This window comes from Providencia sp. wls1943, assembly GCF_009706275.1.
Classification (GTDB): Bacteria; Pseudomonadota; Gammaproteobacteria; order Enterobacterales; family Enterobacteriaceae; genus Providencia; species Providencia zhijiangensis.
In genome coordinates this window covers 174858-198228 of the sequence record NZ_WLTU01000017.1, presented here as the reverse complement: position 1 = coordinate 198228, position 23371 = coordinate 174858, and the positions used below count along the sequence as shown (strand labels likewise).

The following is a 23371-nucleotide window of genomic DNA, read 5'->3' as shown; positions in this document are numbered from 1 at the left end:
TCTTTAAATCGACAAGCCTTTAGCTTCTTCCAGTTTATTTTGGGATAACAGAATAAGGTCGCAGAGTTCACGTACTGCGCCTTTTCCGCCACCAATATGCGTTACATAGTCTGCTTTAGGTAATAACAATGGGTGTGCATCAGCCACCGCAACAGATAACCCAACTTTTGCCATCACAGGCCAGTCAATGAGGTCATCACCAATGTAAGCCGTTTGCTCTTCTGTTAGTTGTAGTTTATCTAACAGTTCGCGATACGCCAAAAGCTTATCGCTTTGTCCTTGGTAAAGATATGTAATACCTAACGTTTGAGCTCTGTCTTCCAGCAATTTAGCTTTGCGTCCGGTGATAATAGCGACTTCAATACCTGAGGTTAATAGACAGCGAATGCCATACCCATCGCGGACATTAAAGGCTTTTAATTCTTCGCCATTATTCCCCATGTAAATTAAACCGTCGGACATCACGCCATCGACATCACAGATAAGCAGTTTAATTTTGGTCGCTTTTTCTATCACAGAATTCGCTACAGACCCATAGCAAGTATTCTGATAATTAGGGTTCATTCTATTTCCTTTATGTATACTTTTCGACTTATACCACACCCGCTTGCAGTAGGTCGTGCATATGGAGAACACCCACTAATTGGTCGCCATCCGCCACTAATAACGACGTGACATGGCGAGATTGCATCAGGTTCAGTGCCTCAACCGCTAGCATGCCCGGTGCGACTCGGATACCGCCCGGTGTCATTAAATCGGCAATTTTGGCATTGTTGAGGTCGATGCCCATATCAAAAATGCGGCGTAAATCTCCATCCGTGAAAATCCCTTGAATATTCATGTCGTCATCACAAATGACGGTCATACCCAGCTTTTTACGGGTAATTTCCACAAGGGCTTCCCGTAACGTGGCACTTTTCGGAATATGAGGAACATCGTCACCGGTACTCATTAAATCACGAACTAAGAGTAAAAGTTTGCGCCCAAGTGCGCCCCCTGGATGAGACAGTGCAAAATCATCTGCTGTGAAGCCGCGGGCGGTTAACAATGCAATGGCTAACGCATCCCCCATCACTAATGTTGCTGTGGTACTTGTTGTTGGTGCCAAACCAAGCGGGCAGGCTTCTTGTGGTACTTTTATGCATAAGTGGATATCTGCATATTTGCCCATATTGCTGTCTGGATTATTGGTCATGCAGATCAGTGGGACTTTGATACGCTTTAATACGGGCAGTAGGGCTAAAATTTCCCCTGATTCACCTGAGTTCGAAATCGCTAATACAACGTCTTTATTGGAGATCATCCCTAAATCGCCATGGCTGGCTTCTCCGGGATGCACGAAAAATGAAGGCGTTCCTGTGCTGGCAAGCGTCGCCGCAATTTTCCGTCCAATATGCCCTGATTTCCCCATTCCCATAACGACTACTTTTCCCTGACAAGCAAAGATTTGCTGACAAGCAAGGTCAAAGTTATGATTAATATATTGTTCTAGGTTTTTCAGACCTTCGCGTTCGATATGGAGAACTTCTTTACCTACTTTCTGAAAATCGATATTTGACATGTCTAATTCCATGGATGTTTTCGGGTGAATCAAAAGTGTCGGTTGGTTCAAAGTTTCGGTTAGATCAAAAAAGAGAAATTGGATTGTATAACGAATACTTAGTATCAGTAAGTATTTTGTCTCTAAGCTTTTATGAATGTCATGGTTATTATGAATGTGATAGTTATGAGTCTCTATTAGCGATTTGAGCTCAAAAGCGCTTTTTAGGGTTTAACCGCACCGATGCCCAAAAAAAATTTTTTTAATTCTCTTACCCTTATGGTTGGATATATAAATTTCTAAGAGCTATCTTCTATTAATTAGGTAAAATATTAGTTAATACTATTTGGTTTATGTTTCTGTAAAACCCTGAATTTATTTAGGCAGAATCATAGTTTGACCTATAACGAGCTATTAAACGATGCAAGCACAGACAGAGAACTTAATCGAAGTCAAAAACATGTCATTTACACGGGGAAATAGGAAAATATTTGAAAATATTAACCTAACTGTGCCTCGGGGTAAAATTACTGCGATTATGGGGCCTTCAGGGATTGGTAAAACGACATTACTCAGACTGATTGGCGGACAACTGCGCCCAGAAGAAGGAGAAATCTGGTTTGATGGGGATAATATTCCTGCGCTGTCTCGTTCTAAGTTATACCAATCGCGTAAAAAAATGAGCATGTTATTCCAATCTGGTGCCTTGTTTACCGATATGGACGTTTTTAATAACGTGGCTTTCCCCTTGCGTGAACACACAAATTTACCAGAATCATTGATTCATACGACGGTGATGATGAAATTAGAGGCGGTGGGGTTACGCGGAGCCGCTAAATTAATGCCATCAGAACTTTCAGGGGGAATGGCACGCCGTGCGGCGCTAGCAAGAGCTATCGCTCTGGACCCTGATCTGATTATGTTTGATGAGCCTTTCGTGGGGCAAGACCCAATCACGATGGGCGTTTTGGTTAAACTGATTGATGAACTTAACCAAGCGTTAGGGGTGACCTGCGTAGTGGTTTCCCATGACGTTCCAGAAGTGCTAAGTATTGCCGATAAAGCGTATATTGTGGCGCAGCAACATGTTATTGCGAAAGGAACTGGGGAAGAGTTACGCGAAAACCAAGATCCACGCGTCAGACAGTTTATGGATGGTATTGCCGATGGTCCTGTGCCATTCCGCTTTCCGGCCAATGACTATTCGGCTGATTTATTAGGGTAAATGAACATGATAATTAAGGTGATTGCTGCCTTCGGACGTCGATGGATTGAAACATTTGCGGCTTTTGGTCGAGCAGGCTACTTATTATTTGGTGCACTATTTGGCAAACCTGAGTTTGGCAAACAGTGGCCACTGTTAGTTAAACAGCTTTATTCTGTAGGGGTTCAGTCTCTACTTATCGTGGCGGTGTCTGGTCTGTTTATCGGCATGGTGCTCGGCTTACAAGGTTATTTGGTACTGACGACGTTCAGTGCAGAAGCCAGCCTTGGCATGATGGTTGCGCTTTCACTATTGCGTGAACTGGGGCCTGTGGTCACTGCGCTGTTGTTTGCGGGACGAGCAGGCTCGGCATTAACCGCAGAAATTGGTTTGATGAAAGCCACTGAGCAGATTTCGAGTTTAGAGATGATGGCGGTGGATCCTCTGCGCCGTGTTGTCGCCCCAAGATTTTGGGCTGGGTTCATTAGCATGCCGCTGTTATCACTGATCTTTGTCGCTGTCGGTATTATTGGTGGGGCCATTGTCGGTGTGGATTGGAAAGGGATTGACCCGGGTTTCTTCTGGTCATCCATGCAGTCTTCTGTAGAGTGGCGACTCGATTTAGTGAACTGTTTTATCAAAAGTTTAGTCTTTGCAATTACAGTAACGTGGATTGCACTATTTAATGGTTATGATGCGATTCCAACCTCGGAAGGAATTAGCCGTGCAACGACGAAAACTGTTGTGCATGCATCATTATCGGTTCTAGGGTTAGATTTCGTACTGACAGCACTGATGTTTGGGAACTAAGTCATGCAAAGTAAAAAAAGTGAAATATGGGTGGGTTGTTTTATGTTGCTGGCGATCGCCGCAATTGTGTTCCTCTGCTTAAAAGTAGCGGATTTACAATCGATTGGTAGTCAGTCAACTTACCGAGTTTCTGCCTCTTTTGAAAATGTGGGTGGCTTAAAAGTAGGCTCTCCCATCAAAGTCGGTGGCGTTGTCGTGGGACGGGTTGCGAATATTTCTTTAGATAAAAAGAACTATATTCCTGACGTTCAAATCGATTTGCTCAGTGAATATGACAATATTCCTGATTCCAGCTCGCTATCAATTCGGACTTCAGGCCTGCTTGGTGAACAGTATATCGCCATGAATATCGGTCCTTATGACGAAGATATGGGGATTGCGATGTTAAAAGATGGCGGTCGTTTAGAAGATACCAAACCGGCTATGGTGCTGGAAGATTTAATCGGTCAATTCTTGTATAAGAGTGGTGATAGCCAAGGTACTGAAGCAGCCGCACCTGCGCCTGCATCTGCAGCACCGGCATCCGCGCCAGAGACTCATGTCGCAGCACCGTCAGAGCCTGTTGCTCACTAAGTTGTAATTCCCTGTGAACTTAAAAGGAATGAATTATGTTTAAACGTTTAATAATGATAGCTATGTTAGTGGTTGCGCCATTTGCGATGGCGATTGACCAAACTAACCCGTATAAGCTTATGGAAGAAGCCGCAGCGAAAACCTTCGATCGCTTAAAAACGGAACAACCTCAAATCAAACAAAACCCAGATTACTTACGTACTATCGTGCGTGAAGAGTTACTGCCATATGTGCAAATTAAGTATGCGGGTGCATTGGTATTAGGCACTTACTATAAAGATGCCACTCCAACGCAGCGTGATGCTTACTTTAAAGCATTTGAGTCTTATCTTGAGCAAGTTTATGGTCAAGCGCTGGCAATGTATCACGGTCAAACGTACACCATCGCTCCTGAACAGCCGATTGGTGACAAAAATATTGTCGCTATCCGAGTGACTATCAATGACACTAATGGCCGCCCTCCAGTACGTTTGGATTTCCAATGGCGTAAAAACAGTAAAACAGGTTACTGGCAGGCGTATGACATGATTGCTGAAGGCGTTAGCATGATCACCACCAAGCAAAATGAGTGGGGTGATATTCTGCGTAAGCAAGGTATTGATGGATTGACAGCTCAATTACAACGTAGTGCTCAGGTGCCGATTACGTTAGAAGAGAGCAAGTAAGATGAGTAGTTTGTTATCTTGGACGAAAAATAACAAAACATTGGCTTTTTCCGGTATTTTAAATCGCGATTCTCTGGTTGAATTTTGGGATAAGCGCCAAGCCTTGTTGACCCAAGTTGAGCAAATTGATGTTTCTGATTTAACCCATGTGGATTCTACCGGACTCGCCATGCTAGTGCGTCTGAAAGGGGAGTATCAATCCCAGCAGCGTCATTTTGGCCTTGTTGGTGTGAGCGATAATCTCAATACCTTGATGGAATTGTACGGGGTAAAGCCCCTGCTGATGGATTAAGTCAAGTTATGTAAAAAATAGCGCTTCTGAGTGTTTTTATACGCCAGAAGCGTTTTCTTTAGTTTAAGTGTTAAGCTGAATCCTTTAGGATAGATGGCTATATTTATTATCATAATTAATTACAAAATTGAGTCATTATGGATACCAACGAAATTAAACAAGTCTTAATGGAAAAGCTGTCACTGGATGAAGTGATAGTGAATGGCGATGGCAGTCATTTTCAAGTTATCGCTGTTGGCAGCCTTTTTGACGGCATGAGCCGTGTTAAACAGCAGCAAGCAGTCTATGCGCCGCTAATGGAATATATTGCGGACAACCGAATTCATGCGCTTTCAATTAAGGCTTATACCCCAGCGCAGTGGGAGCGTGATCGTAAGCTGAGCGGCCTATAAGTTTGAATATGTAAGCGGACAGTTTGTAAAAATCTGACACACGAGAATACCAGAATGGATAAATTTTTAGTAAAAGGGCCAACCCGCTTAGAGGGTGAAGTCTCTATTTCAGGCGCTAAAAACGCCGCACTGCCAATCCTGTTCGCTGCTTTACTGGCTGAAGAGCCAGTTGAATTACAGAATGTCCCTAAGCTGAAAGACATCGACACCACAATTAAGTTACTGAGCCAACTTGGCGTCAAAATCGAGCGTAACGGTTCGATTTTTGTTGATGCTAGCAATGTGACTGAATATTGTGCGCCGTATGATCTGGTGAAAACCATGCGTGCCTCTATTTGGGCATTAGCGCCGCTGGTTGCGCGTTTTGGTCACGGTGAAGTTTCTCTACCGGGTGGTTGTGCGATTGGTGCTCGTCCAGTGGATTTACATATCAGCGGTTTAGAGAAGTTAGGTGCCAATATTGTCCTTGAAGATGGTTATGTTAAGGCAACGGTGAATGGTCGTCTGAAAGGCGCAGACATCGTGATGGACAAAGTGAGCGTGGGTGCCACTATCAGCATCATGACAGCCGCAGCGCTTGCTGAAGGAACCACTTCCATCGAGAACGCCGCTCGTGAACCTGAAATTGAAGATACTGCTAATTTCTTAAATGCGTTAGGTGCGAAAATCACCGGTGCAGGAACTGACCGTATTGTCATTGAAGGTGTGGCTCGCTTAGGTGGCGGTGTGTATCGCGTTCTGCCAGACCGTATTGAAACAGGCACATTCTTAATCGCGGCTGCGGTTTCTCGTGGTAAAGTGGTTTGCCGCAATGCACGTCCAGATACGCTGGATGCAGTGCTGGCAAAATTACGTGAAGCGGGTGCAGATGTTCAAACGGGCGAAGATTGGATTAGCTTAGATATGCATGGTAAGCGTCCAAAGGCGGTTACATTGCGTACTGCTCCACATCCTGGTTTCCCTACTGATATGCAAGCACAATTTAGCCTATTAAACTTGGTAGCTGAAGGTACGGGTGTTATCACTGAGACCATTTTCGAAAACCGTTTTATGCATATTCCTGAGTTAATTCGTATGGGTGCGCACGCGGATATTGAAAGTAATACAGTCGTGTGTCATGGCGTTGAAAAACTGACAGGTGCGCAAGTGATGGCAACAGATTTACGTGCATCAGCAAGTTTGGTGATTGCTGGTTGTATCGCGGGTGGAACAACGACAGTTGACCGTATTTATCATATCGATCGTGGATATGAAAATATCGAAGCGAAATTAAATGCGTTAGGCGCTAATATTCAACGTGTTAAATCTGAAGACTAATCCCAGATTGCGTTGATATCATCGCAAAAGCGAGATTTCAAAAAACAAAAAGGTTGTTCTTCATCGGAACAACCTTTTTTTTCGGGCTTATTTTGAATGGAAGATTTGAGGGTTTAGTTCGCTTGCCCTTCAGGCAGTTCTTCAATCACGATATCGATGTTTTGCACGTTACCATCACGTAAAATCTGAACGGGAATTTTTGTGCCGGGGCGAATTTCGGCGACATAATCCATTGTTTCTGCAGCAGAAACGGCAGGTTTTCCATCTAAGGATAAAATAATATCCCCTTGCTCAATGCCTGATTTTGCAGCGGGTCCATTGGCTGAGACTTGGAAAATCCTTAATCCTTGAATTTGATTGATATTATTTGTATTTGTGCGAATTTGCGGTAACTCACGAGCCGTAATGCCGATGTAGCCTCGAACGACACGACCATCACGGATCAGTTTTTCCATGATTTTGGTTGCTAGGGCGGTTGGGATAGCAAAACTCAATCCTTCGGAACTGACGCCTTGCCCTGCACTGAATGAAAGAGTGTTTATACCAACCAATTCCCCTTCAGTGTTGATGAGGGCACCACCGGAGTTACCGGAGTTAATGGAGGCATCGGTTTGCAGGAAATTTTGGCGGCGTGTGGAGCTTAACCCGACACGACCTGTCGCGCTGATAATTCCTTGGGTGACTGTTTGTCCAAGGTTATAAGGGTTTCCAATGGCTAAAACGACATCTCCAACATGGGTGATGCGCTTGGTATTAATGGGGATAACGGGGAGATTTTCAGCGTCTATCTTTAAGACGGCGAGGTCGGTGAGAGGGTCTGAGCCGACTAAAAAAGCATCGAAAATGGCACCATCTTGTAGAGCGACAAGAATTTGATCTGGGTTATCCACCACATGTTTGTTGGTCACTATGTAGCCATTAGCGCTTAATATCACCCCTGCTCCAAGAGATTGTAATTCCCGACCCGATTGGGAAAAACTCCCTTTAGAGCTGCTATAGACATACACGACCGCAGGCGCGGCACGGCGTACGGCCTTGTTATAGCTTACGGGCTCGCTATTGGTTTTCCCATACAGTAAATCAGCCAGTCCCTGTGGGCGTAATGAGGGGACGGCCACAATAATGATTGAGGCAGTGACCAATCCAAGCAGGACAGACACAAGCAGCTTTTTGACCATGTTAAAGGTTACCAAGTTCGCTATGATGGAGATGACAGACAGAGAGATGCTTTGAGCATAACATAAAAAAACGGGCACAGCAGAGTGATACTGTACCCGTTTTATTGATTTATGTGCGGTAACTTAATGAATTAGTTTTTCATTAATAAGTAAAGCGTTTCACCACCACGCAGCACTTTCATCGCTAATACTGGCGGTTTGCTATCGATGATTTTGCGAAATTGGTCGATACTTTCTACGCGAGTGTCATTCACGCCAAAGATCAGGTCGCCTTTCGCTAAACCAACCGCAGCAGCCGGAGACTTAGGTGCTACGCTGTCCACTTGTACCCCTTTGGTATTGCTAACAACCGCATTGGAAATGGTGGCGCCTAATAAGGATTCACTCAGTTTTTCTGCGTTGGTCGCTGAACCTTCATCGCTTTCTAGCACCACTTTCACTTCCATTGGTTTGCCTGAACGGATCAGACCAAGGGTGATTTCTTTACCTAACTGGCTGGTACCAATTTTCGCTCTTAATTCCGCGAAGCTATTAATACGTTTACCATCTACAGACACTAAAACGTCACCCGATTTGATGCCTGCTTTTGCCGCTGATGATTTTGGAATGACTTCACTGACGAAGGCACCACGTTGTGCATCGATATTGAAGGCTTTAGCGATATCAGAGTTCATCTCTGTACCTTTAATACCTAAAATTCCGCGTTTAACTTCACCGTGTTTAATCAGCTGCTCGCTCAGGCTTTTCGCCATATTGCTTGGGATAGCAAAGCCGATACCAATATTTCCGCCACCTGGTGCTAAGATTGCGGTGTTAATCCCAATCAGCTCACCGTTTAAGTTAACCAGCGCACCACCGGAGTTACCACGGTTGATTGAGGCATCGGTCTGGATAAAGTTTTCTAAGCCTTCCAGATTTAATCCGCTACGACCTAACGCAGAAATAATCCCGGATGTGGCAGTTTGTCCTAAACCGAATGGGTTACCCACGGCAACGGCAAAATCACCAACACGCAGTTTATCGGAGTCTGCAATAGAAACCGCGGTGAGGTTTTTGATATCTTTTGCATTGCTGATTTTTAATAGAGCAATATCAGTTTGTGGATCTTTACCAATCAGTTTAACGTCAATTTCACGACCGTCATTTAGCTGGATTTGGATTTTATCAGCACCATCAATAACGTGATTATTGGTTAAAACATAACCTTGTGTCGCATCAATGATGACACCAGAACCTAAGCCTTCAAATGGGCGCACACTTTGTTGTTGTGAAGGTGCATTTGGGCCAAAGAAGAATTTCAGTTCTTCGGGAATTTGTTGATTTTGTACACGAGTGCCTGAAACATGGATATTCACGACGGCAGGCAGCACTTTTTCCAGCATTGGCGCTAAGCTTGGCATATTTTGGCTTTGTGCGGTTGCTGGTAATGTGGCCGGTAATGCGGCGCTGCTGATTGCAGGGATCGTGGACAGGGTTAAACCTAAACTCATTGCGACTGCTGTCAGAAAGAAATTTTTTCTTTTCATCATTCCGTAGATTCTCTCAATAGAAAATATCAGCTCATATGAATGGCACCCATTAACGGTACCCTAAGGTCATATAAGCGGAGGTATTTTGGGGTCTCAAATAATATTTTACTGATGACTATGACCACAGATTATGCGGAAAAGTTCCCTATGCGGATAGTACTTATCCACAATTTTACATCCATTTACATGATGTTTAGGTGAAACGCTAACTTCTATACAGTAGCTAAACTAACTATAAGATTTTATTCGGAATTGGAATGATACGGCGGGGGAAATAACACCACCAGTAACAGGCGCTACTGGTGGCATAATCAAAAAATTACTTCTCTTTTTCATCGAGAGGGCGGAAGAGCCCTGAAGCACCTTCAGAGTAATCTCTAGGTGGCATTTTAACCGGTGCTTGGTCATTATCGGCTTCAGATTCAGTCAAACGATAATGGAATGGGTTATCTTGCATATCCGGCATTAACTCGGAAGAGCTTTGCGCCATGTGTTGATACAGTTGGCGATAGTCGCGTGCCATTTTATCCAATAACTCTGCGCTGCGAGCAAAATGGCTAACGAGTTCTTTACGATACTCTTCTAGCTCAGTGCTTTTTTTGTCTAATTCAGCCTGTGCTGTTTTTTGTTGACGAAGTTTTGGATTGCCATAACGCACAACCAATGCGCCGATGATAAAGCCAACAACTAATCCTATTAGTGCATACTCCCAAGTCATGCTAACTCCTTCGTTTACTTCAATCAAAATTCACAGAAAATGGTCGCCAAAATTTAGCTCGATTACCCTAACTATACCTGCTAATCGCAAATCTGTTAATGCTAAAGAGTGGAATAATAAAGCGAAATTCCTTACTCTATGCCCAATAGTTAATCGAAAGTTAAATGCTAACAGAATCTGGTTATAATAAAGGCAGTGTATATCATATAACGGTAAAAAAAACCGAAAATTTTAAGGATCACTGAGTTGATGTCACCGATGACCCCTACCATGCGTTACCAACAAGCTCTTGAGCAAGGCAATTACCAGCCTGACGACGTACAAAAACAAACCGTAGAGCGATTAGACAAGATTTATCAGCAACTTTGCAGTGCTACGCCTTGCTTCCCAAATGAAAAAACAAACGGTCTAAAACAGCGCTTTGGACGCTTGTTAGGGAAATCATCCACAAAAACCTGCGAGCCAGTTCAGGGGTTATATATGTGGGGGGGCGTAGGTCGCGGTAAAACGTGGTTGATGGACATGTTCTACGACAGTTTACCGGGAGAGCGCAAATTGCGTTTACACTTTCATCGCTTTATGAAGAAAGTGCAGGAAGACTTAATGGCGCTGCAAGGACAGGAAAATCCGCTCGACATTATTGCTGATGAATTCAAAAAACAGACGGATATTTTGTGTTTCGATGAGTTTTTTGTCTCGGACATTACCGACGCGATGATTCTAGGAACCCTATTAGAAGGGCTCTTTGCACGGGGTATCACGTTAGTCGCGACATCCAATATTATCCCTGACAACCTTTATCGCAACGGTTTGCAACGCGCTCGCTTTTTGCCTGCTATCGAACAGATAAAAAAATATTGCGATGTAATGAATGTGGATGCGGGGATTGACTATCGCTTGCGTACTCTGACTCAAGCTCATCTATTTTTATCGCCAATTAATGAGCAAAATCGCCATCATTTAGATGAAGTGTTTGTGAAATTGGCAGGTAAGGAAGGGCAGCAAAATCCTGTATTAGAAGTTAACCACCGAAAAATGCAGGCAATTCGTTCCGCTGAAGGGGTATTGGCAATCAGCTTTAAGGTTTTGTGTGAAGAGCCTCGTAGCCAAAATGATTATATCTACCTCTCAAATTGTTATCATACGGTATTGCTGTATGACGTTCCTGTGATGGGAATGAAGGATGAAAATCCGGCCAGACGTTTTCTCGCGCTTATTGATGAGTTCTATGAACGTAAGGTAAAATTGATGATCAATGCACAGGTGTCGATGGATTCACTTTATCAAGGGCAACTTTTGGCGTTTGAATATCAGCGCTGCCTTTCTCGCTTGCAAGAAATGCAAAGTGAAGAATATTTGAAAATCCCGCATTTATCATAGAAGCCAAAGAGAAAATGAGTCTCAAGGGCGTCGTTTTCTCTCCAGATTTATGTGTGCTTTTTGAACATGCGGTACTAATTGTTTATTTGAACGTAAAAAAAATGCATTTGGGGTCGATTTTTGTTGCTGACTTCTCTATAATCTTGCGACCCCACGTTACGGCGTTGTTTTTTATTTCCCAAAAAATAACGCATTAATGCCAGCTAGGCTGCTCGAAGGGGTGGGTTTGCTGGACAATGAGTCGCGTGAACCTCGCTATATTTTACGAACATGAGTGTTCACACAACGTGTAACTTCAATATTGGGTAAGTTTTAATGAAAACTTTTACAGCTAAACCAGAGACCGTAAAACGCGACTGGTATGTTGTTGATGCAGATGGCAAAACTTTAGGCCGTCTTGCAACTGAAATTGCTAGCCGTCTGCGCGGTAAGCATAAAGCGGAATATACTCCGCACGTGGATACTGGTGATTACATCATCGTTCTGAATGCAGAAAAAATTGCTGTTACCGGCAAAAAACGCGAAGACAAAATCTACTATCGCCACACTGGCCATATTGGTGGAATCAAGCAAGCAACTTTCGAAGAGATGATTGCTCGTAGTCCTGAGCGTGTGCTTGAAATCGCGGTTAAAGGCATGTTGCCAAAAGGACCTCTGGGTCGTGCAATGTACCGTAAACTGAAAGTTTACGCAGGTAATGAGCACAACCACGCGGCACAACAACCGCAAGTTCTTGACATTTAATCGGGATTATAGCAATGGCTGAAAATCAATACTACGGCACTGGTCGCCGCAAAAGCTCATCTGCTCGTGTCTTTATTAAGCCGGGTAGCGGTAACATCACAATCAATCAACGTACACTGGAACAATACTTTGGTCGCGAAACTGCGCGCATGGTAGTTCGTCAGCCGTTAGAACTGGTTGAAATGTTAGAAAAACTGGACCTGTACATCACTGTTAAAGGTGGTGGTATCTCTGGTCAGGCAGGCGCAATCCGTCACGGTATTACACGTGCACTGATGGCTTATGACGAGACTCTTCGTTCTGATCTGCGTAAAGCTGGTTTCGTTACCCGTGATGCGCGTTCTGTTGAACGTAAGAAAGTGGGTCTGCGTAAAGCACGTCGTCGTCCACAGTTCTCCAAACGTTAATTTATTGCCTTCTGGGCATAAAATTGATGAAAAAGCCCGTCTTTATGGCGGGTTTTTTATTGCCTAAAATAAATCAAATATTGAGCCATCATGATTTAATTAAAATAAAGACAGGCAGAAAGTATTATTCTATTATTCCACTCTCATTTTGCGTCATATCTCAAATACAGTAAAAATATAACTCATTAACCATGGAGTTAGCTTTAAGGTTTTAATTTTTAATTATCAAAAACCAAAGGCTGATAATGCTGATTTTGATGTGTATATTCCCCTCTAATAAAATTAACCGATGATTTTCTCTAGATCAGCCCCCTAAGCTGTACAAAATCTGTTAGACTATGCCCCAGTTTTTTATTTGATGATTTCTCGCTTCCATGAAGCGAGAGGGTTGTGCTGACTTTCAAAATGGATCTTGAAGGTTAAGTACATGGGATTTTAAAAATGGAAATAATGAATTAATCCTTATTTAAGGATCATTATTTTTATCATTTGGAGGTTTTAATGGCTGTTGCTCCTAATAAACGTTCGGTAATGACATTGTTTTCAGGCCCTACTGATATTTTTAGCCATCAAGTACGCATCGTACTCGCTGAAAAAGGTGTTAGTGTTGAGATTGAACATGTCGAGCCTGGTCACCTGCCTCAAGACCTTATTGATCTTAACCCGTATCAAAGCGTACCAACGCTGGTGGATCGCGATCTGACTCTGTATGACCCACATATCATCATGGAATACCTTGATGAGCGCTTCCCTCATCCACCGTTAATGCCAGTTTATCCAGTTGCACGTGGTATTAGCCGTCAGCTGATGCACCGTATCCAAAAAGACTGGTATTCACTGATGACAAAAATCGAGAAAGGAACTGCACAAGAAGCTGAAAGTGCGCGTCGTCAATTAGCTGAAGAGCTGATCGCAGTCTCTCCGACATTTGAACACATGCAATACTTTATGAGTGATGAATTCAGCCTAGCCGATTGCTATTTAGCACCGCTGTTATGGCGCTTACCTGTGTTAGGGATCGAATTAAAGCCTGCAATCAGCAAACATTTACAGATGTACATGCAGCGTGTATTTGAACGCGATTCATTTTTAGCATCATTAACTGAATTAGAGCGTGAAATGCGCCAGTCAGCACGAGGCTAAGTCGGATGATGGAAATGGCACCAATGACACCACGTCGCCCTTATCTGCTGCGCGCCCACTATGAGTGGTTGCTGGATAACGATATGACTCCGCATTTGGTGGTTGATGTCACTCTTCCCATGGTGAATGTTCCAATGGAATTTGCGCGTGATGGGCAAATTGTTTTAAATGTTGCCCCACGTGCAGTAGGTAACTTTGAAATTACCAACGAAGAAGTGCGGTTTAATGCGAGATTCGGTGGTGTACCTCGTCAGGTTTATGTACCAATGGCGGCTATCATGGCGGTATATGCGCGTGAAAATGGCGCAGGTATGATGTTTGAACCGGAAGCGGCTTATGATGAGCACTTTGATGGGGAAGAGAACACAACTGATGAAGCACTGTCTGACAACATTGTATTGGTTCATGATGAGGCCACTCAAACTGAAGAGCCTTCATTCCCAGATGATGAGCCACCAAGACCACCGAAAGGTCGTCCAGCGCTACGGGTTGTGAAATAAACACAAATCGTGGCAATGAAGATTGATATAGTCAATGCTAAAAAGAGGAAGAAATTCCTCTTTTTTTATACCTGAAGAAAACTCATTATTCCTTCTGCGGCTCCACGCCCTTCGGCAATTGCTGTTACCACTAAATCAGAACCGTGAACCACATCCCCCCCTGCAAAAATTTTAGGGTGTGAAGTCTGGTAAGCATAATGATGATGACGAGGGGCAATTATTCTACCGCTCGTATCGCGCTGTATGGAATGTGCGCTAATCCACGGCATATCGTCAGATTCAAAACCAAACGCAATAATGACCACATCAGCAGAGTGTGTCATTTCTTCCAATTTAGTGGAATTCGATAGTGTGCTGGTGAAATGAACACTGATAAGTTGCCCCTCGGCGTTAGTGTTAACCCCAATGGGTTGTAAGTGAAAATGAAACTGTACGCCTTCCTCTTGGGCGTGTAGGACTTCTCGCGGTGTTGCTGGCATTTCTGAAGAGCCACCTCGATAGACACAACTGACCTGGCTGGCTCCTTGGCGAATAGCGCTACGGACACAATCCATCGCGGTATCTCCTGCGCCCAACACAATCACATTCTTATTTTCCAGTGATACATAAGGATATCGAGGATCGTCAGCGTAACCTAATAAATGACGTGCATTGCCCACTAAATAAGGAAGTGCTTGATAGACACCTATAACGTCTTCGTTGAGGAGATTGCCTGAAACTGGGTGATGGGTGCCGGTTCCAATAAAAACCGCATCAAATTCATTGAGTAACGTTTCTAACGGGACATGTTGCCCAATCTCGGTGTTAAGTTTAAAAATAATCCCCATTTCTTCAAAAATGCGTCGACGATGCTGCATTATCGACTTTTCTAACTTAAAGGCGGGTATACCAAAAGTGAGTAACCCGCCGATTTCAGGGTGTTTATCAAATACCGTTGCTTGAACGCCGTGGCGAGCCAACACATCGGCACAGGAAAGACCTGCGGGGCCCGCACCGATAATCGCGACTCGCTTACCGGTTTCCCTAACATGGGAAAGGTCAGGGCGCCAACCTTGTTCAAACGCACTATCGGTAATATAGCGCTCTAAATGTCCAATGGTGACGGAACCAAAGGTTTCATTCAGGACACAAGCGGCTTCACACAATCGTTCTTGCGGGCAAATTCGACCGCAAATTTCTGGCAAGCTGTTGGTGTGATGACAAAGCTCTGCCGCTTCAAGAATTCGACCTTCTCCAGCCAGTTTTAACCAATTCGGGATAGGGTTATGGAGCGGGCATTTCCACTCACAATAGGGGCTGCCGCAAGACAAGCAACGCTGGGCTTGATGCTGAGCTTCAATGCCGCTGATTGGCTGGTAAATTTCCACAAACTCAATTTTGCGGATCGTCAGCGTTTTTTTTCGAGGTTCAAGACGGGGCGAACCCATATTTGAAGAGGACATAGGCACCTTTCCAGCCAAATTCTTTTACGGGAATGATATAAATTAAAGTTTACTTTGATAGCATTGATATAAATAGTGATTATCGTAATAAAGTTACTAATACGCGGGTGAATATCCCATTGTGACCGACGATTTAATGAGCAGGATCGATATTTCGTATGAAACCCCATCCGAAACAGCCCTGTTTGATATATGATTCAGTGAGAATTTAACTAAGGGGTGGTTATGAAAGTACTTCGCGGTCTTGCACAATACTATGTTGACCTGATGATGAAGCTAGGCTTAGTGCGTTTCTCTTTGCTTCTCGCGTCAGCGTTAGTTGTGCTTGCCATGATAATGCAAATGGCGGTAGCGATTTTTCTTCGAGGACAAGTCGACAGCCTCGATATGGTCGGTTCAATTTTCTTTGGCTTAATTATTACGCCATTAGCTGTTTATTTTCTTTCGGTGGTGGTAGAACAATTAGAAGAATCTCGCCAGCGTTTAACGCGCATGGTTGATAAGCTCGAAGTGATGCGAAAGCGTGATGCGGAACTGAATACTCAGCTTCAAGGCAATATTGAGCAACTTAACTTAGAAATTTTAGAGCGTGAAAAAGCCGAAAGTGCCCATCTTGAGTTGTTAGAGCAACTCAAACAAGAAATGAAATACCGAGAACAGACTCAAATTGAGTTCGAACAGCAATCTGTTTTACTGCGTTCATTCCTCGATGCCTCCCCTGACCTTGTTTATTATCGTAATGAAAACAATGAGTTTTCTGGTTGTAACCGTGCAATGGAGCTGCTCACTGGTAAGAGTGAAAAACAGCTAGTCGGTTTAACGCCACTGGACATTTATGATGAAGAAATTGCCGCAAAAGTAATGGAAACGGACGAGAAAGTTTTCAGACACAATGTGGCATTAACCTATGAGCAGTGGCTAGTTTACCCTGATGGGAGAAAAGCCTGTTTTGAGCTGCGAAAAGTGCCATTTTATGATCGCGTAGGGAAACGCCACGGGCTAATGGGGTTCGGGCGTGATATTACCGAGCGTAAGCGCTATCAGGAGGCGTTAGAGAACGCCAGTAGAGAGAAGACCACCTTTATCTCTACTATCAGCCACGAGCTTCGTACGCCGCTTAATGGCATTGTGGGGCTTAGCCGCATTTTACTGGATACCAAGCTTACCAAAGAACAATCGAGCTATTTAAAAACCATTCACGTCAGTGCCGTCACCTTAGGTAATATTTTTAATGATGTGATTGAAATGGACAAAATCGAGCGTCGCAAAGTCCAATTGGATAACCAACCTGTGACATTGCCTGAATTTGTGAACGATTTAGAAAACTTAAGCGGGCTACTGGTTCAGCCGAAAGGCTTGAAGTTTGTTATGGATGTCGCACACGGTTTACCGAAAACTATTCTGACTGACGGTACGCGTTTACGCCAAATTCTATGGAACTTAATCGGCAATGCGGTGAAATTCACTCAAAAAGGTGAAGTTAAATTGAGCATCTGGCGTGAAGCGGATGACAAGCTATTTTTCCAAGTCAAAGATAGCGGCATCGGTATTCCGAAAGATGAATTAGATAAAATCTTTGCTATGTATTATCAAGTTCGCGATTCTGCGGGTGGACGTCCTGCAACGGGAACGGGGATTGGGCTTTCTGTATCCCGTAGGTTAGCACAAAGTATGGGTGGCGATATTCGCGTGGAAAGCGATATTGGGCATGGTTCAACATTTACATTGTCGATTATAGCCCCTGAGGTTGAGGCTGAAATCGAAGAGCAGCAACAGCATGAAGATGATTATCCATTACCAGCGCTCCATATCTTACTAGTAGAAGATATTGAACTAAATGTGGTTGTGGCGTGTTCTGTGCTAGAAAATCTTGGCAACACGGTTGATGTCGCAATGACAGGTAAGGACGCGTTAGAGATGTTCGCACCTGGGGAATATGACTTAGTTCTACTGGATATCCAACTTCCTGATATGACGGGGTTAGATATCTCTAAACAGCTTAAACAACAGTATGATAAAGATGATTTACCACCATTAATCGCCTTGACCGCGAATGTCCTCAAAGATAAGAAAGAGTACTTTGATGCGGGAATGGACGGTGTTCTGAGCAAACCATTATCGGTTCCTGCGCTCACTCAAGTGATTGAGCAATTCTGGGGCGAGAATGCATCTTCAAATGACAAACATGAGGAGCAAGTGGATATGGCGGAAGTTGATGAGTCAATTTTAGATTGTGAAATGTTAGAGCAATACATTGAATTAGTTGGACCAAAACTAATTTATGACGGTTTAGAGGTATTTGAAAAAATGCTACCGGGTTATTTAGCGATTCTTGATTCCAATATGGTGGCTAAAGATCAAAAGGGCATTGTTGAGGAAGCTCACAAAATTAAAGGTGCCGCGGGTTCAGTGGGACTGAAAAATTTACAGAAACTCGCTCAGCAGATCCAATCCCCTGAATTACCAGCATGGTGGGACAATGTGCAAGAGTGGGTTGATGAGTTAAAACAGGATTGGAAATCAGATATAGAAACATTAAGAAACTGGGTGGATGGCCGCACAAAAAAATAACCCCAACCTAAGTTGGGGTGCGCGAATACTGCGCCAACACCAGGGAAATCATTGATTCGCTTATAATTTTTATCTTAGGCGAATCATTAAAATGCATTTGTCACGACTCAGACGTTATCAAGATACCAAAATTTATCGAACCTGTTACAAGATTCATTAAAATCTGTGATGAAGATTGATGTTTGTCTGCTTTCGCTCTGGGGAGTAATTTACTACAAAAGGACGAAGATATGAAATCAATTGCGGTAATTTTAAGTGGCTGTGGTGTTTTTGATGGAAGCGAGATCCATGAATCAGTATTAACTATGCTTGCTTTAAGTAAAAATAACGCAGAAGTTCACTTTTATGCACCAGATGAATATCAAGCTACTGTAATTAATCATGTTAATGGTGAGTTAAAAACAGAAAAGCGTAACCAAATGGAAGAATCTGCACGTATTTCTCGTGGGAAAATAGCGCCTTTGTCATCAGCAGATGCCTCTAAGCTAGATGCCCTTATAATTCCTGGTGGTTTTGGTGTGGCAAAAAATTTATGCGATTTTGCGGTGAAAGGAAGCGAATGTGAAATTAATAAACAACTATTAAGTTTAGTACAGGCAATGCACCATCAGAAAAAGCCGTTAGGGCTGATGTGTATTGCTCCTGTCATGTTACCGAAGATGTTAAATACATCAGTGAAATTGACGATTGGCAATGATACTGAAACGATTGCCCAAATTGAAAAGATGGGTGGGCAGCATGTTGTTTGCACGGTTGATAACATTGTGGTTGATGAATATAACAAAGTTGTTACAACACCTGCTTATATGCTGGCTCAATCCATTGCTGAGGCAAATATAGGTATCAATAAGCTGGTTGAGAAAGTATTAGAAATGGCGTAATTAACTCAATGCAAAAGTTTGTTTCTCGCTTGTGGTATTGGTTAAAGAAGATCACACTTTCATTACTTGCCCTCTGGCTAGTGTCGGTTGTGATCTTCAAATTTATCCCTGTTCCCTTTTCTGCAGTGATGGTCGAAAGGCAGCTCTTTGCATGGATAAACTTTAATTTTTCTTATGTTTCTCATTCAACTTGGGTGAGTGAAAAACAGATTTCTCCTTATCTTTATCTCGCTGTCATTGCTTCTGAAGATCAAAATTTTCCTCATCATTGGGGATTTGATCTTGATGCAATTGAGCGAGCATATAAACATAATTCGAGTAATAAACAGACAGTTAGAGGGGCTTCAACAATCTCTCAGCAAACGGTAAAAAACCTATGGTTATGGGATGGAAGAAGCTGGGTAAGAAAAGGGCTTGAGACAGCAATGACACCAGTTATGGAGTTGATGTGGTCAAAAACTCGGATCATTACTGTTTATCTTAATATTGCAGAGTTTGGTGAGGGGATTTTTGGGGTTGAAGAAGCTGCAAATAAATTCTTTAACAAGCCTGCCAGCAAGCTTTCTCGACAGGAAGCTGCACTTTTAGCGGCTGTTTTGCCTAATCCTCATCGATTCCATGTGAAAAATCCATCTTCATATGTTTTGAAAAGGCAGGCGTGGATACTTAATCAGATGAGCTTGTTAGGAGGTAGGAATTATCTGAAAAATAACGGTATAGGTGAGGAATAAGAAAAAAGCCATGAATTTGACTTCATGGCTTGGCTCTTTGTAACAATAGGTTACTAATTATAATCAATTGAGATAAGTAAATGCCGTCGTTACGCGACGAACGCCATCCGTTTCACTGGCAATTTTTGCAGCCGCAGCACCTTCTTGCTGAGTAAGGACTCCTAATAAGAAGACTTCACCATTCTCAGTAATAACTTTAACGCTGCCGGACTTCACTTCGTCACTGGCTAAAATCTTAGATTTTACTTTGGTGGTTAACCAAGTGTCTTTTGACGCGGTACCTAAATCAACGGGCTGACCTTGTCGAACCTCATTATACACTTTTTCTGTACCATCGACGTTACTGGCGATTTGTTTGGCTTTATCTGCCCATGACATATCGGGAGATTGCCCAGTTAACAAGACATTACCTTTATACGCCGTTGCAATAATACGGGCTTTGCTGGTGATATCTTTGTCTTTGTTAAGTTGACCACTGACTCGGGCTTCTAATGTGCCATCATCAACTTGTTGACCAACAGAACGAGGGTCTGTAGCGCTTTTGGTGGCTACTGCGGCAGTACCCACAACGGCTGCACCAATACAGCCTTGTAAAAGAACAGCGCTAAACACTATGGCAAAAATCGGAAGTAATCGCATTTTGTCTCCTTAGTCGTTCTGATGAGGAAAGAGCGTGTTATCGATAAGGTCACACAGACAATTCACTGTGAGTAAGTGTACCTCTTGAATTCTGACACTATGCTGGGATGGAATGCGAATTTCAACATCCTGTGGTCCTAAAAGACCCGCTAACTCACCACCATCATAGCCAGTAAGTGCGACAATAGTCATATCGCGCGTTACTGCAGCTTCTACGGCTTTAATAATATCGGCACTGTTACCGTGGGTTGAGATAGCCATTAATACATCACCATGCTGGCCCAGCGCTCGAACTTGTTTTGCATAAATTTCAGTTGGTTGCTTACTTCCTGAAATCGCGGTGAGCACGGTATTATCCGTATTTAGCGCGAGAGCCGGTAAGCTTGGGCGCTCAGTTTCAAAACGGTGGATCATGCTCGCCGCAAAACGCTGTGCTGTTGCTGCGGATGCGCCATTGCCACAACACAAAATTTTATTACCATTAAGCAGTGACTGCACCATCATCATAGCAGCACGAGAAATTGCATCGGGCAGGGCTTCTGCTGCGGCAATTTGAGTTTGAATGCTTTCAGTAAAGCAAACTTTTATTCTATCTAGCACTTACTTATATTCCTGTTCACTAAGATTAAATGCGTTTTGAATCCACTGAAATTGCTTGCCGGTGATTGCACAGATATCAAAGCGGCAGGGTGTTGTTTCAAAACTTTCTTGTCGTTGAGCAAGCCAATATTGTGCGGTGGACAATATTTTTCTGCGTTTGTGCCAGTTTACTGATAAAAGTGCGTCTCCGTAATCACTATTCTTGCGAAAACGAACCTCTACGAATACCCAGCCTGATTTATCTCGCATGATCAAATCGATTTCTCCCGCACGATTTCGAACATTGCGTGCGACGAAAGCGAGCCCTTGCTGCTTTAAATAGGAGAGCGCTTGGTTTTCGTAATATCGACCAGTCAACCATTTTAATGATTTTTTAACGGTTTTCATGACATCCTTGTCTGAAAAATAGGCAGCAATATAGCGGCCTTGTTTAATTTATTGCGCAGGCTTTACTTGCCCTTGCTTGAATTGCAGCCACGGCAATTCACGATAGATAACACAGTTATCATGCACACTTAGCGTACCGGATGCACCGTTAACACGGAATTGGTCACTATGTTGCTGCAAGTTATCGTAGTTATTCGCCAGTGACCATGCATCAATACCCATCGCATACAGGCGGAACAGTGAATAATCGTTATTCACTTTGCCTTGAGCTTGTTTACGTAGGTTGTTGTTTGCACCAGCAAGTAATGGAACTTCACTGAATTTCACGCCTTCCATTTCGAAACGATAATCGGCATTTGAGCTCCCTTGGTTACTGCGCGAACTGGCATATAAAGCAGGGCGTTGACGGGAACTGATTGCCATATCAATCATCGGTTTGACGAGGGTTAATTCATCGCGTGTTGCGACGATATAAACCGCATCAACACCGCCACTGGTTGGAGCCATCCCTTGGGTATCGATACTGATCGGGGTACCCGTCATGCGGATCCCTTGACCACGGTTGATTGATTCTTTTAAAGATGCAGTAGAACCAAATGTTTGCATCAGTGCAGTGCCACCGCCTTTTGCTTGCCACTCTTCGGCAAACGCTTTTGCGATGCGATCACCAAATGGGGATGCAGGCACTAACACTAACGGCATCTGCTTACCGTCTAATTTCATTTGGTTAGCGGCATTTTTCGCTTCATCTTCAGGAGATAAAGAGAAATAACATAAATTTGCACGCGGCTGTAATTGATTAGCGTCTAATTCATTCAGTGCCAATACATTGACGGGCGCATTCATTTGAGCAATAGCTTGCACCTCTGATTTCAGTAGAGGCCCAACAATTAAGTTATACCCTTCAGAAGAGGCTTGAGCGACTAATTGAGGGATCGCTTTGCCTTGGGTATCAAAGACTTTAACGCTTTGGGTATTGGTTGGCGTTGCATCAATGCGCACGCTGGATGAAGCCACTTCTGCATTGGCATTTTCATTAACCGTTGCAGCCACTTCTTGGTAAATCTGGTCTAGTACATCATTACCGGAGCTTTGTGGCGCAGTTGGTGCCGCGGCAGCTTCGGATGCAGGGCCTAAAGGTAAACCTTTTTGTGCATCAAGGAAGCCTTGCATGATGGCTTGGCCAAAGACTTGACCTTGCCCGCTCATCGGTAAAAATAACGCAATACGTGGGTTCGTACCGACTTTGGTAACGGTTCCTTGAACTAATGCGCTTGGCAGGTTTTTGGCTCCCGGATTATGTGGGTAGCGGGTTTTCCAGTCTTCAATACCGGTACGTAGTGCCTCTGGGTCATCTTTATTATTTTGGTAGATATCCAGAAGGTCGACCCAGCCCAGTAGAATATTTTCGTCAGCTTCGATTCCTTGAATCTGTTCTGGCTTCATCTGTGTTAACATCTGCCACAGAGAATCAATATTCGCTTGATGTTGTGCAGGATCGGTTAGCAGAGGTTCTTGGCTGATAAAAGCACGCAGGACATCCATTGATGGTTTGCCTTGAGCGGCATCGATAACGGACTGGTAATGGCTGGCATCAGAAACGCTAGGCTGCTGGGTGGTTGTCGAGGTTGTCGATGATTCAATTTGGCACCCTGTTAATGCCAACGTGGACAACATCGCAGTGCAGATTAATCTTTTTTTCAAATGCAAAAAAATTGAAGGACGCAT

Annotated in this window: 25 protein-coding genes; 15 read left to right on the top strand and 10 right to left on the bottom strand. The window is 43.5% G+C overall.

Annotated elements, in window-relative coordinates; genetic code table 11:
• Positions 1–3 precede the first annotated feature (3 nt).
• Together kdsC and kdsD are read right to left on the bottom strand one after the other, a co-directional pair.
• Entirely contained in the window at positions 4–564 is a 561-nt protein-coding gene (gene kdsC, locus GKR48_RS08415) for a 3-deoxy-manno-octulosonate-8-phosphatase KdsC (RefSeq protein ID WP_036956113.1), read from the bottom strand.
• A 28-nt stretch (positions 565–592) separates the two neighbouring features.
• Entirely contained in the window at positions 593–1561 is a 969-nt protein-coding gene (kdsD, locus tag GKR48_RS08410) for an arabinose-5-phosphate isomerase KdsD (protein ID WP_154627740.1), read from the bottom strand.
• A gap of 400 nt (positions 1562–1961) precedes the next feature.
• On the opposite strand from kdsD, the gene mlaF reads away from it, so the two are divergent.
• The 7 genes from mlaF to murA all read left to right on the top strand — a co-directional run bounded on the left by mlaF (position 1962) and on the right by murA (position 6793).
• Entirely contained in the window at positions 1962–2765 is an 804-nt protein-coding gene (gene mlaF / locus GKR48_RS08405) for a phospholipid ABC transporter ATP-binding protein MlaF (protein WP_006659099.1), read from the top strand.
• 6 nt (positions 2766–2771) lie between these two features.
• A complete protein-coding gene (gene mlaE / locus GKR48_RS08400) occupies positions 2772–3554 on the top strand; it encodes a lipid asymmetry maintenance ABC transporter permease subunit MlaE (protein WP_154627739.1) in 783 nt (260 codons plus the stop codon).
• A 3-nt stretch (positions 3555–3557) separates the two neighbouring features.
• Positions 3558–4127: an outer membrane lipid asymmetry maintenance protein MlaD gene (gene mlaD, locus GKR48_RS08395; protein WP_154627738.1), complete on the top strand. Its 570-nt coding sequence runs from the start codon at positions 3558–3560 to the stop codon at positions 4125–4127.
• 35 nt (positions 4128–4162) lie between these two features.
• A complete protein-coding gene (mlaC, locus tag GKR48_RS08390; RefSeq protein WP_154627737.1) occupies positions 4163–4792 on the top strand; it encodes a phospholipid-binding protein MlaC in 630 nt (209 codons plus the stop codon).
• Between the two features lies 1 nt (position 4793).
• Positions 4794–5084, top strand: coding sequence for a lipid asymmetry maintenance protein MlaB (mlaB, locus tag GKR48_RS08385; RefSeq protein WP_154603448.1), 291 nt, complete (start codon positions 4794–4796; stop codon positions 5082–5084).
• A gap of 137 nt (positions 5085–5221) precedes the next feature.
• A complete protein-coding gene (gene ibaG / locus GKR48_RS08380; RefSeq protein ID WP_036956119.1) occupies positions 5222–5476 on the top strand; it encodes a BolA family iron metabolism protein IbaG in 255 nt (84 codons plus the stop codon).
• A gap of 54 nt (positions 5477–5530) precedes the next feature.
• Positions 5531–6793, top strand: coding sequence for a UDP-N-acetylglucosamine 1-carboxyvinyltransferase (gene murA, locus GKR48_RS08375; RefSeq protein WP_036956120.1), 1263 nt, complete (start codon positions 5531–5533; stop codon positions 6791–6793).
• 113 nt (positions 6794–6906) lie between these two features.
• Here murA and degS read toward each other — a convergent pair whose 3' ends face one another.
• From degS to zapG, 3 genes are all read right to left on the bottom strand, one after another.
• Positions 6907–7971, bottom strand: a complete 1065-nt coding sequence (gene degS / locus GKR48_RS08370) for an outer membrane-stress sensor serine endopeptidase DegS (RefSeq protein WP_154627736.1) — start codon at positions 7969–7971, stop codon at positions 6907–6909.
• Between the two features lie 131 nt (positions 7972–8102).
• Positions 8103–9497 (bottom strand): Do family serine endopeptidase, encoded by a 1395-nt coding sequence (locus tag GKR48_RS08365; protein ID WP_036956406.1) that lies wholly within the window; start codon positions 9495–9497, stop codon positions 8103–8105.
• A gap of 322 nt (positions 9498–9819) precedes the next feature.
• Positions 9820–10218 (bottom strand): Z-ring associated protein ZapG, encoded by a 399-nt coding sequence (zapG, locus tag GKR48_RS08360; RefSeq protein ID WP_036956122.1) that lies wholly within the window; start codon positions 10216–10218, stop codon positions 9820–9822.
• A 249-nt stretch (positions 10219–10467) separates the two neighbouring features.
• Between zapG and zapE the strand changes: the two genes are divergently transcribed.
• The 5 genes from zapE to sspB all read left to right on the top strand — a co-directional run bounded on the left by zapE (position 10468) and on the right by sspB (position 14392).
• A complete protein-coding gene (gene zapE / locus GKR48_RS08355; RefSeq protein ID WP_154627735.1) occupies positions 10468–11598 on the top strand; it encodes a cell division protein ZapE in 1131 nt (376 codons plus the stop codon).
• A gap of 315 nt (positions 11599–11913) precedes the next feature.
• Positions 11914–12342, top strand: a complete 429-nt coding sequence (gene rplM, locus GKR48_RS08350) for a 50S ribosomal protein L13 (RefSeq protein ID WP_006659112.1) — start codon at positions 11914–11916, stop codon at positions 12340–12342.
• 14 nt (positions 12343–12356) lie between these two features.
• Positions 12357–12749, top strand: a complete 393-nt coding sequence (rpsI, locus tag GKR48_RS08345; RefSeq protein ID WP_004258235.1) for a 30S ribosomal protein S9 — start codon at positions 12357–12359, stop codon at positions 12747–12749.
• 501 nt (positions 12750–13250) lie between these two features.
• Positions 13251–13892, top strand: a complete 642-nt coding sequence (gene sspA / locus GKR48_RS08340) for a stringent starvation protein SspA (RefSeq protein ID WP_154603443.1) — start codon at positions 13251–13253, stop codon at positions 13890–13892.
• 5 nt (positions 13893–13897) lie between these two features.
• A complete protein-coding gene (gene sspB / locus GKR48_RS08335; RefSeq protein WP_154603442.1) occupies positions 13898–14392 on the top strand; it encodes a ClpXP protease specificity-enhancing factor in 495 nt (164 codons plus the stop codon).
• Between the two features lie 65 nt (positions 14393–14457).
• Here the strand turns inward: sspB and GKR48_RS08330 are convergent, their stop codons facing one another.
• Positions 14458–15834, bottom strand: coding sequence for an FAD-dependent oxidoreductase (locus tag GKR48_RS08330; RefSeq protein WP_154627734.1), 1377 nt, complete (start codon positions 15832–15834; stop codon positions 14458–14460).
• A 225-nt stretch (positions 15835–16059) separates the two neighbouring features.
• On the opposite strand from GKR48_RS08330, the gene arcB reads away from it, so the two are divergent.
• From arcB to mtgA, 3 genes are all read left to right on the top strand, one after another.
• Positions 16060–18405 carry an aerobic respiration two-component sensor histidine kinase ArcB gene (gene arcB, locus GKR48_RS08325; protein WP_154603440.1) on the top strand — a complete coding sequence of 782 codons (2346 nt, stop codon included), beginning with the start codon at positions 16060–16062 and terminating at the stop codon, positions 18403–18405.
• Between the two features lie 230 nt (positions 18406–18635).
• Positions 18636–19286 carry an isoprenoid biosynthesis glyoxalase ElbB gene (gene elbB / locus GKR48_RS08320; protein WP_154627733.1) on the top strand — a complete coding sequence of 217 codons (651 nt, stop codon included), beginning with the start codon at positions 18636–18638 and terminating at the stop codon, positions 19284–19286.
• A gap of 8 nt (positions 19287–19294) precedes the next feature.
• A complete protein-coding gene (gene mtgA, locus GKR48_RS08315; RefSeq protein ID WP_154627732.1) occupies positions 19295–20017 on the top strand; it encodes a monofunctional biosynthetic peptidoglycan transglycosylase in 723 nt (240 codons plus the stop codon).
• A gap of 63 nt (positions 20018–20080) precedes the next feature.
• On the opposite strand, the gene dolP is transcribed toward mtgA, so the two are convergent.
• From dolP to GKR48_RS08295, 4 genes are read right to left on the bottom strand one after another with little or no spacing between them, the layout of a single operon-like run.
• Entirely contained in the window at positions 20081–20656 is a 576-nt protein-coding gene (dolP, locus tag GKR48_RS08310; protein WP_036956134.1) for a division/outer membrane stress-associated lipid-binding lipoprotein, read from the bottom strand.
• 9 nt (positions 20657–20665) lie between these two features.
• A complete protein-coding gene (gene diaA, locus GKR48_RS08305) occupies positions 20666–21256 on the bottom strand; it encodes a DnaA initiator-associating protein DiaA (protein WP_006659121.1) in 591 nt (196 codons plus the stop codon).
• Positions 21257–21643: a YraN family protein gene (locus GKR48_RS08300; protein WP_154603437.1), complete on the bottom strand. Its 387-nt coding sequence runs from the start codon at positions 21641–21643 to the stop codon at positions 21257–21259.
• A gap of 48 nt (positions 21644–21691) precedes the next feature.
• Positions 21692–23371 carry a penicillin-binding protein activator gene (locus tag GKR48_RS08295; protein WP_154627731.1) on the bottom strand — a complete coding sequence of 560 codons (1680 nt, stop codon included), beginning with the start codon at positions 23369–23371 and terminating at the stop codon, positions 21692–21694.

Excerpts from the sequence above, each read along its gene's own strand:
- kdsC (WP_036956113.1), bottom strand. The coding sequence starts at position 564 with ATGAACCCTAATTATCAGAATACTTGCTATGGGTCTGTAGCGAATTCT.
- kdsD (WP_154627740.1), bottom strand. The coding sequence starts at position 1,561 with ATGTCAAATATCGATTTTCAGAAAGTAGGTAAAGAAGTTCTCCATATC.
- mlaF (WP_006659099.1), top strand. The coding sequence starts at position 1,962 with ATGCAAGCACAGACAGAGAACTTAATCGAAGTCAAAAACATGTCATTT.
- mlaE (WP_154627739.1), top strand. The coding sequence starts at position 2,772 with ATGATAATTAAGGTGATTGCTGCCTTCGGACGTCGATGGATTGAAACA.
- mlaD (WP_154627738.1), top strand. The coding sequence starts at position 3,558 with ATGCAAAGTAAAAAAAGTGAAATATGGGTGGGTTGTTTTATGTTGCTG.
- mlaC (WP_154627737.1), top strand. The coding sequence starts at position 4,163 with ATGTTTAAACGTTTAATAATGATAGCTATGTTAGTGGTTGCGCCATTT.
- mlaB (WP_154603448.1), top strand. The coding sequence starts at position 4,794 with ATGAGTAGTTTGTTATCTTGGACGAAAAATAACAAAACATTGGCTTTT.
- ibaG (WP_036956119.1), top strand. The coding sequence starts at position 5,222 with ATGGATACCAACGAAATTAAACAAGTCTTAATGGAAAAGCTGTCACTG.
- murA (WP_036956120.1), top strand. The coding sequence starts at position 5,531 with ATGGATAAATTTTTAGTAAAAGGGCCAACCCGCTTAGAGGGTGAAGTC.
- degS (WP_154627736.1), bottom strand. The coding sequence starts at position 7,971 with ATGGTCAAAAAGCTGCTTGTGTCTGTCCTGCTTGGATTGGTCACTGCC.
- GKR48_RS08365 (WP_036956406.1), bottom strand. The coding sequence starts at position 9,497 with ATGAAAAGAAAAAATTTCTTTCTGACAGCAGTCGCAATGAGTTTAGGT.
- zapG (WP_036956122.1), bottom strand. The coding sequence starts at position 10,218 with ATGACTTGGGAGTATGCACTAATAGGATTAGTTGTTGGCTTTATCATC.
- zapE (WP_154627735.1), top strand. The coding sequence starts at position 10,468 with ATGTCACCGATGACCCCTACCATGCGTTACCAACAAGCTCTTGAGCAA.
- rplM (WP_006659112.1), top strand. The coding sequence starts at position 11,914 with ATGAAAACTTTTACAGCTAAACCAGAGACCGTAAAACGCGACTGGTAT.
- rpsI (WP_004258235.1), top strand. The coding sequence starts at position 12,357 with ATGGCTGAAAATCAATACTACGGCACTGGTCGCCGCAAAAGCTCATCT.
- sspA (WP_154603443.1), top strand. The coding sequence starts at position 13,251 with ATGGCTGTTGCTCCTAATAAACGTTCGGTAATGACATTGTTTTCAGGC.
- sspB (WP_154603442.1), top strand. The coding sequence starts at position 13,898 with ATGATGGAAATGGCACCAATGACACCACGTCGCCCTTATCTGCTGCGC.
- GKR48_RS08330 (WP_154627734.1), bottom strand. The coding sequence starts at position 15,834 with ATGTCCTCTTCAAATATGGGTTCGCCCCGTCTTGAACCTCGAAAAAAA.
- arcB (WP_154603440.1), top strand. The coding sequence starts at position 16,060 with ATGAAAGTACTTCGCGGTCTTGCACAATACTATGTTGACCTGATGATG.
- elbB (WP_154627733.1), top strand. The coding sequence starts at position 18,636 with ATGAAATCAATTGCGGTAATTTTAAGTGGCTGTGGTGTTTTTGATGGA.
- mtgA (WP_154627732.1), top strand. The coding sequence starts at position 19,295 with ATGCAAAAGTTTGTTTCTCGCTTGTGGTATTGGTTAAAGAAGATCACA.
- dolP (WP_036956134.1), bottom strand. The coding sequence starts at position 20,656 with ATGCGATTACTTCCGATTTTTGCCATAGTGTTTAGCGCTGTTCTTTTA.
- GKR48_RS08300 (WP_154603437.1), bottom strand. The coding sequence starts at position 21,643 with ATGAAAACCGTTAAAAAATCATTAAAATGGTTGACTGGTCGATATTAC.
- GKR48_RS08295 (WP_154627731.1), bottom strand. The coding sequence starts at position 23,371 with ATGCGTCCTTCAATTTTTTTGCATTTGAAAAAAAGATTAATCTGCACT.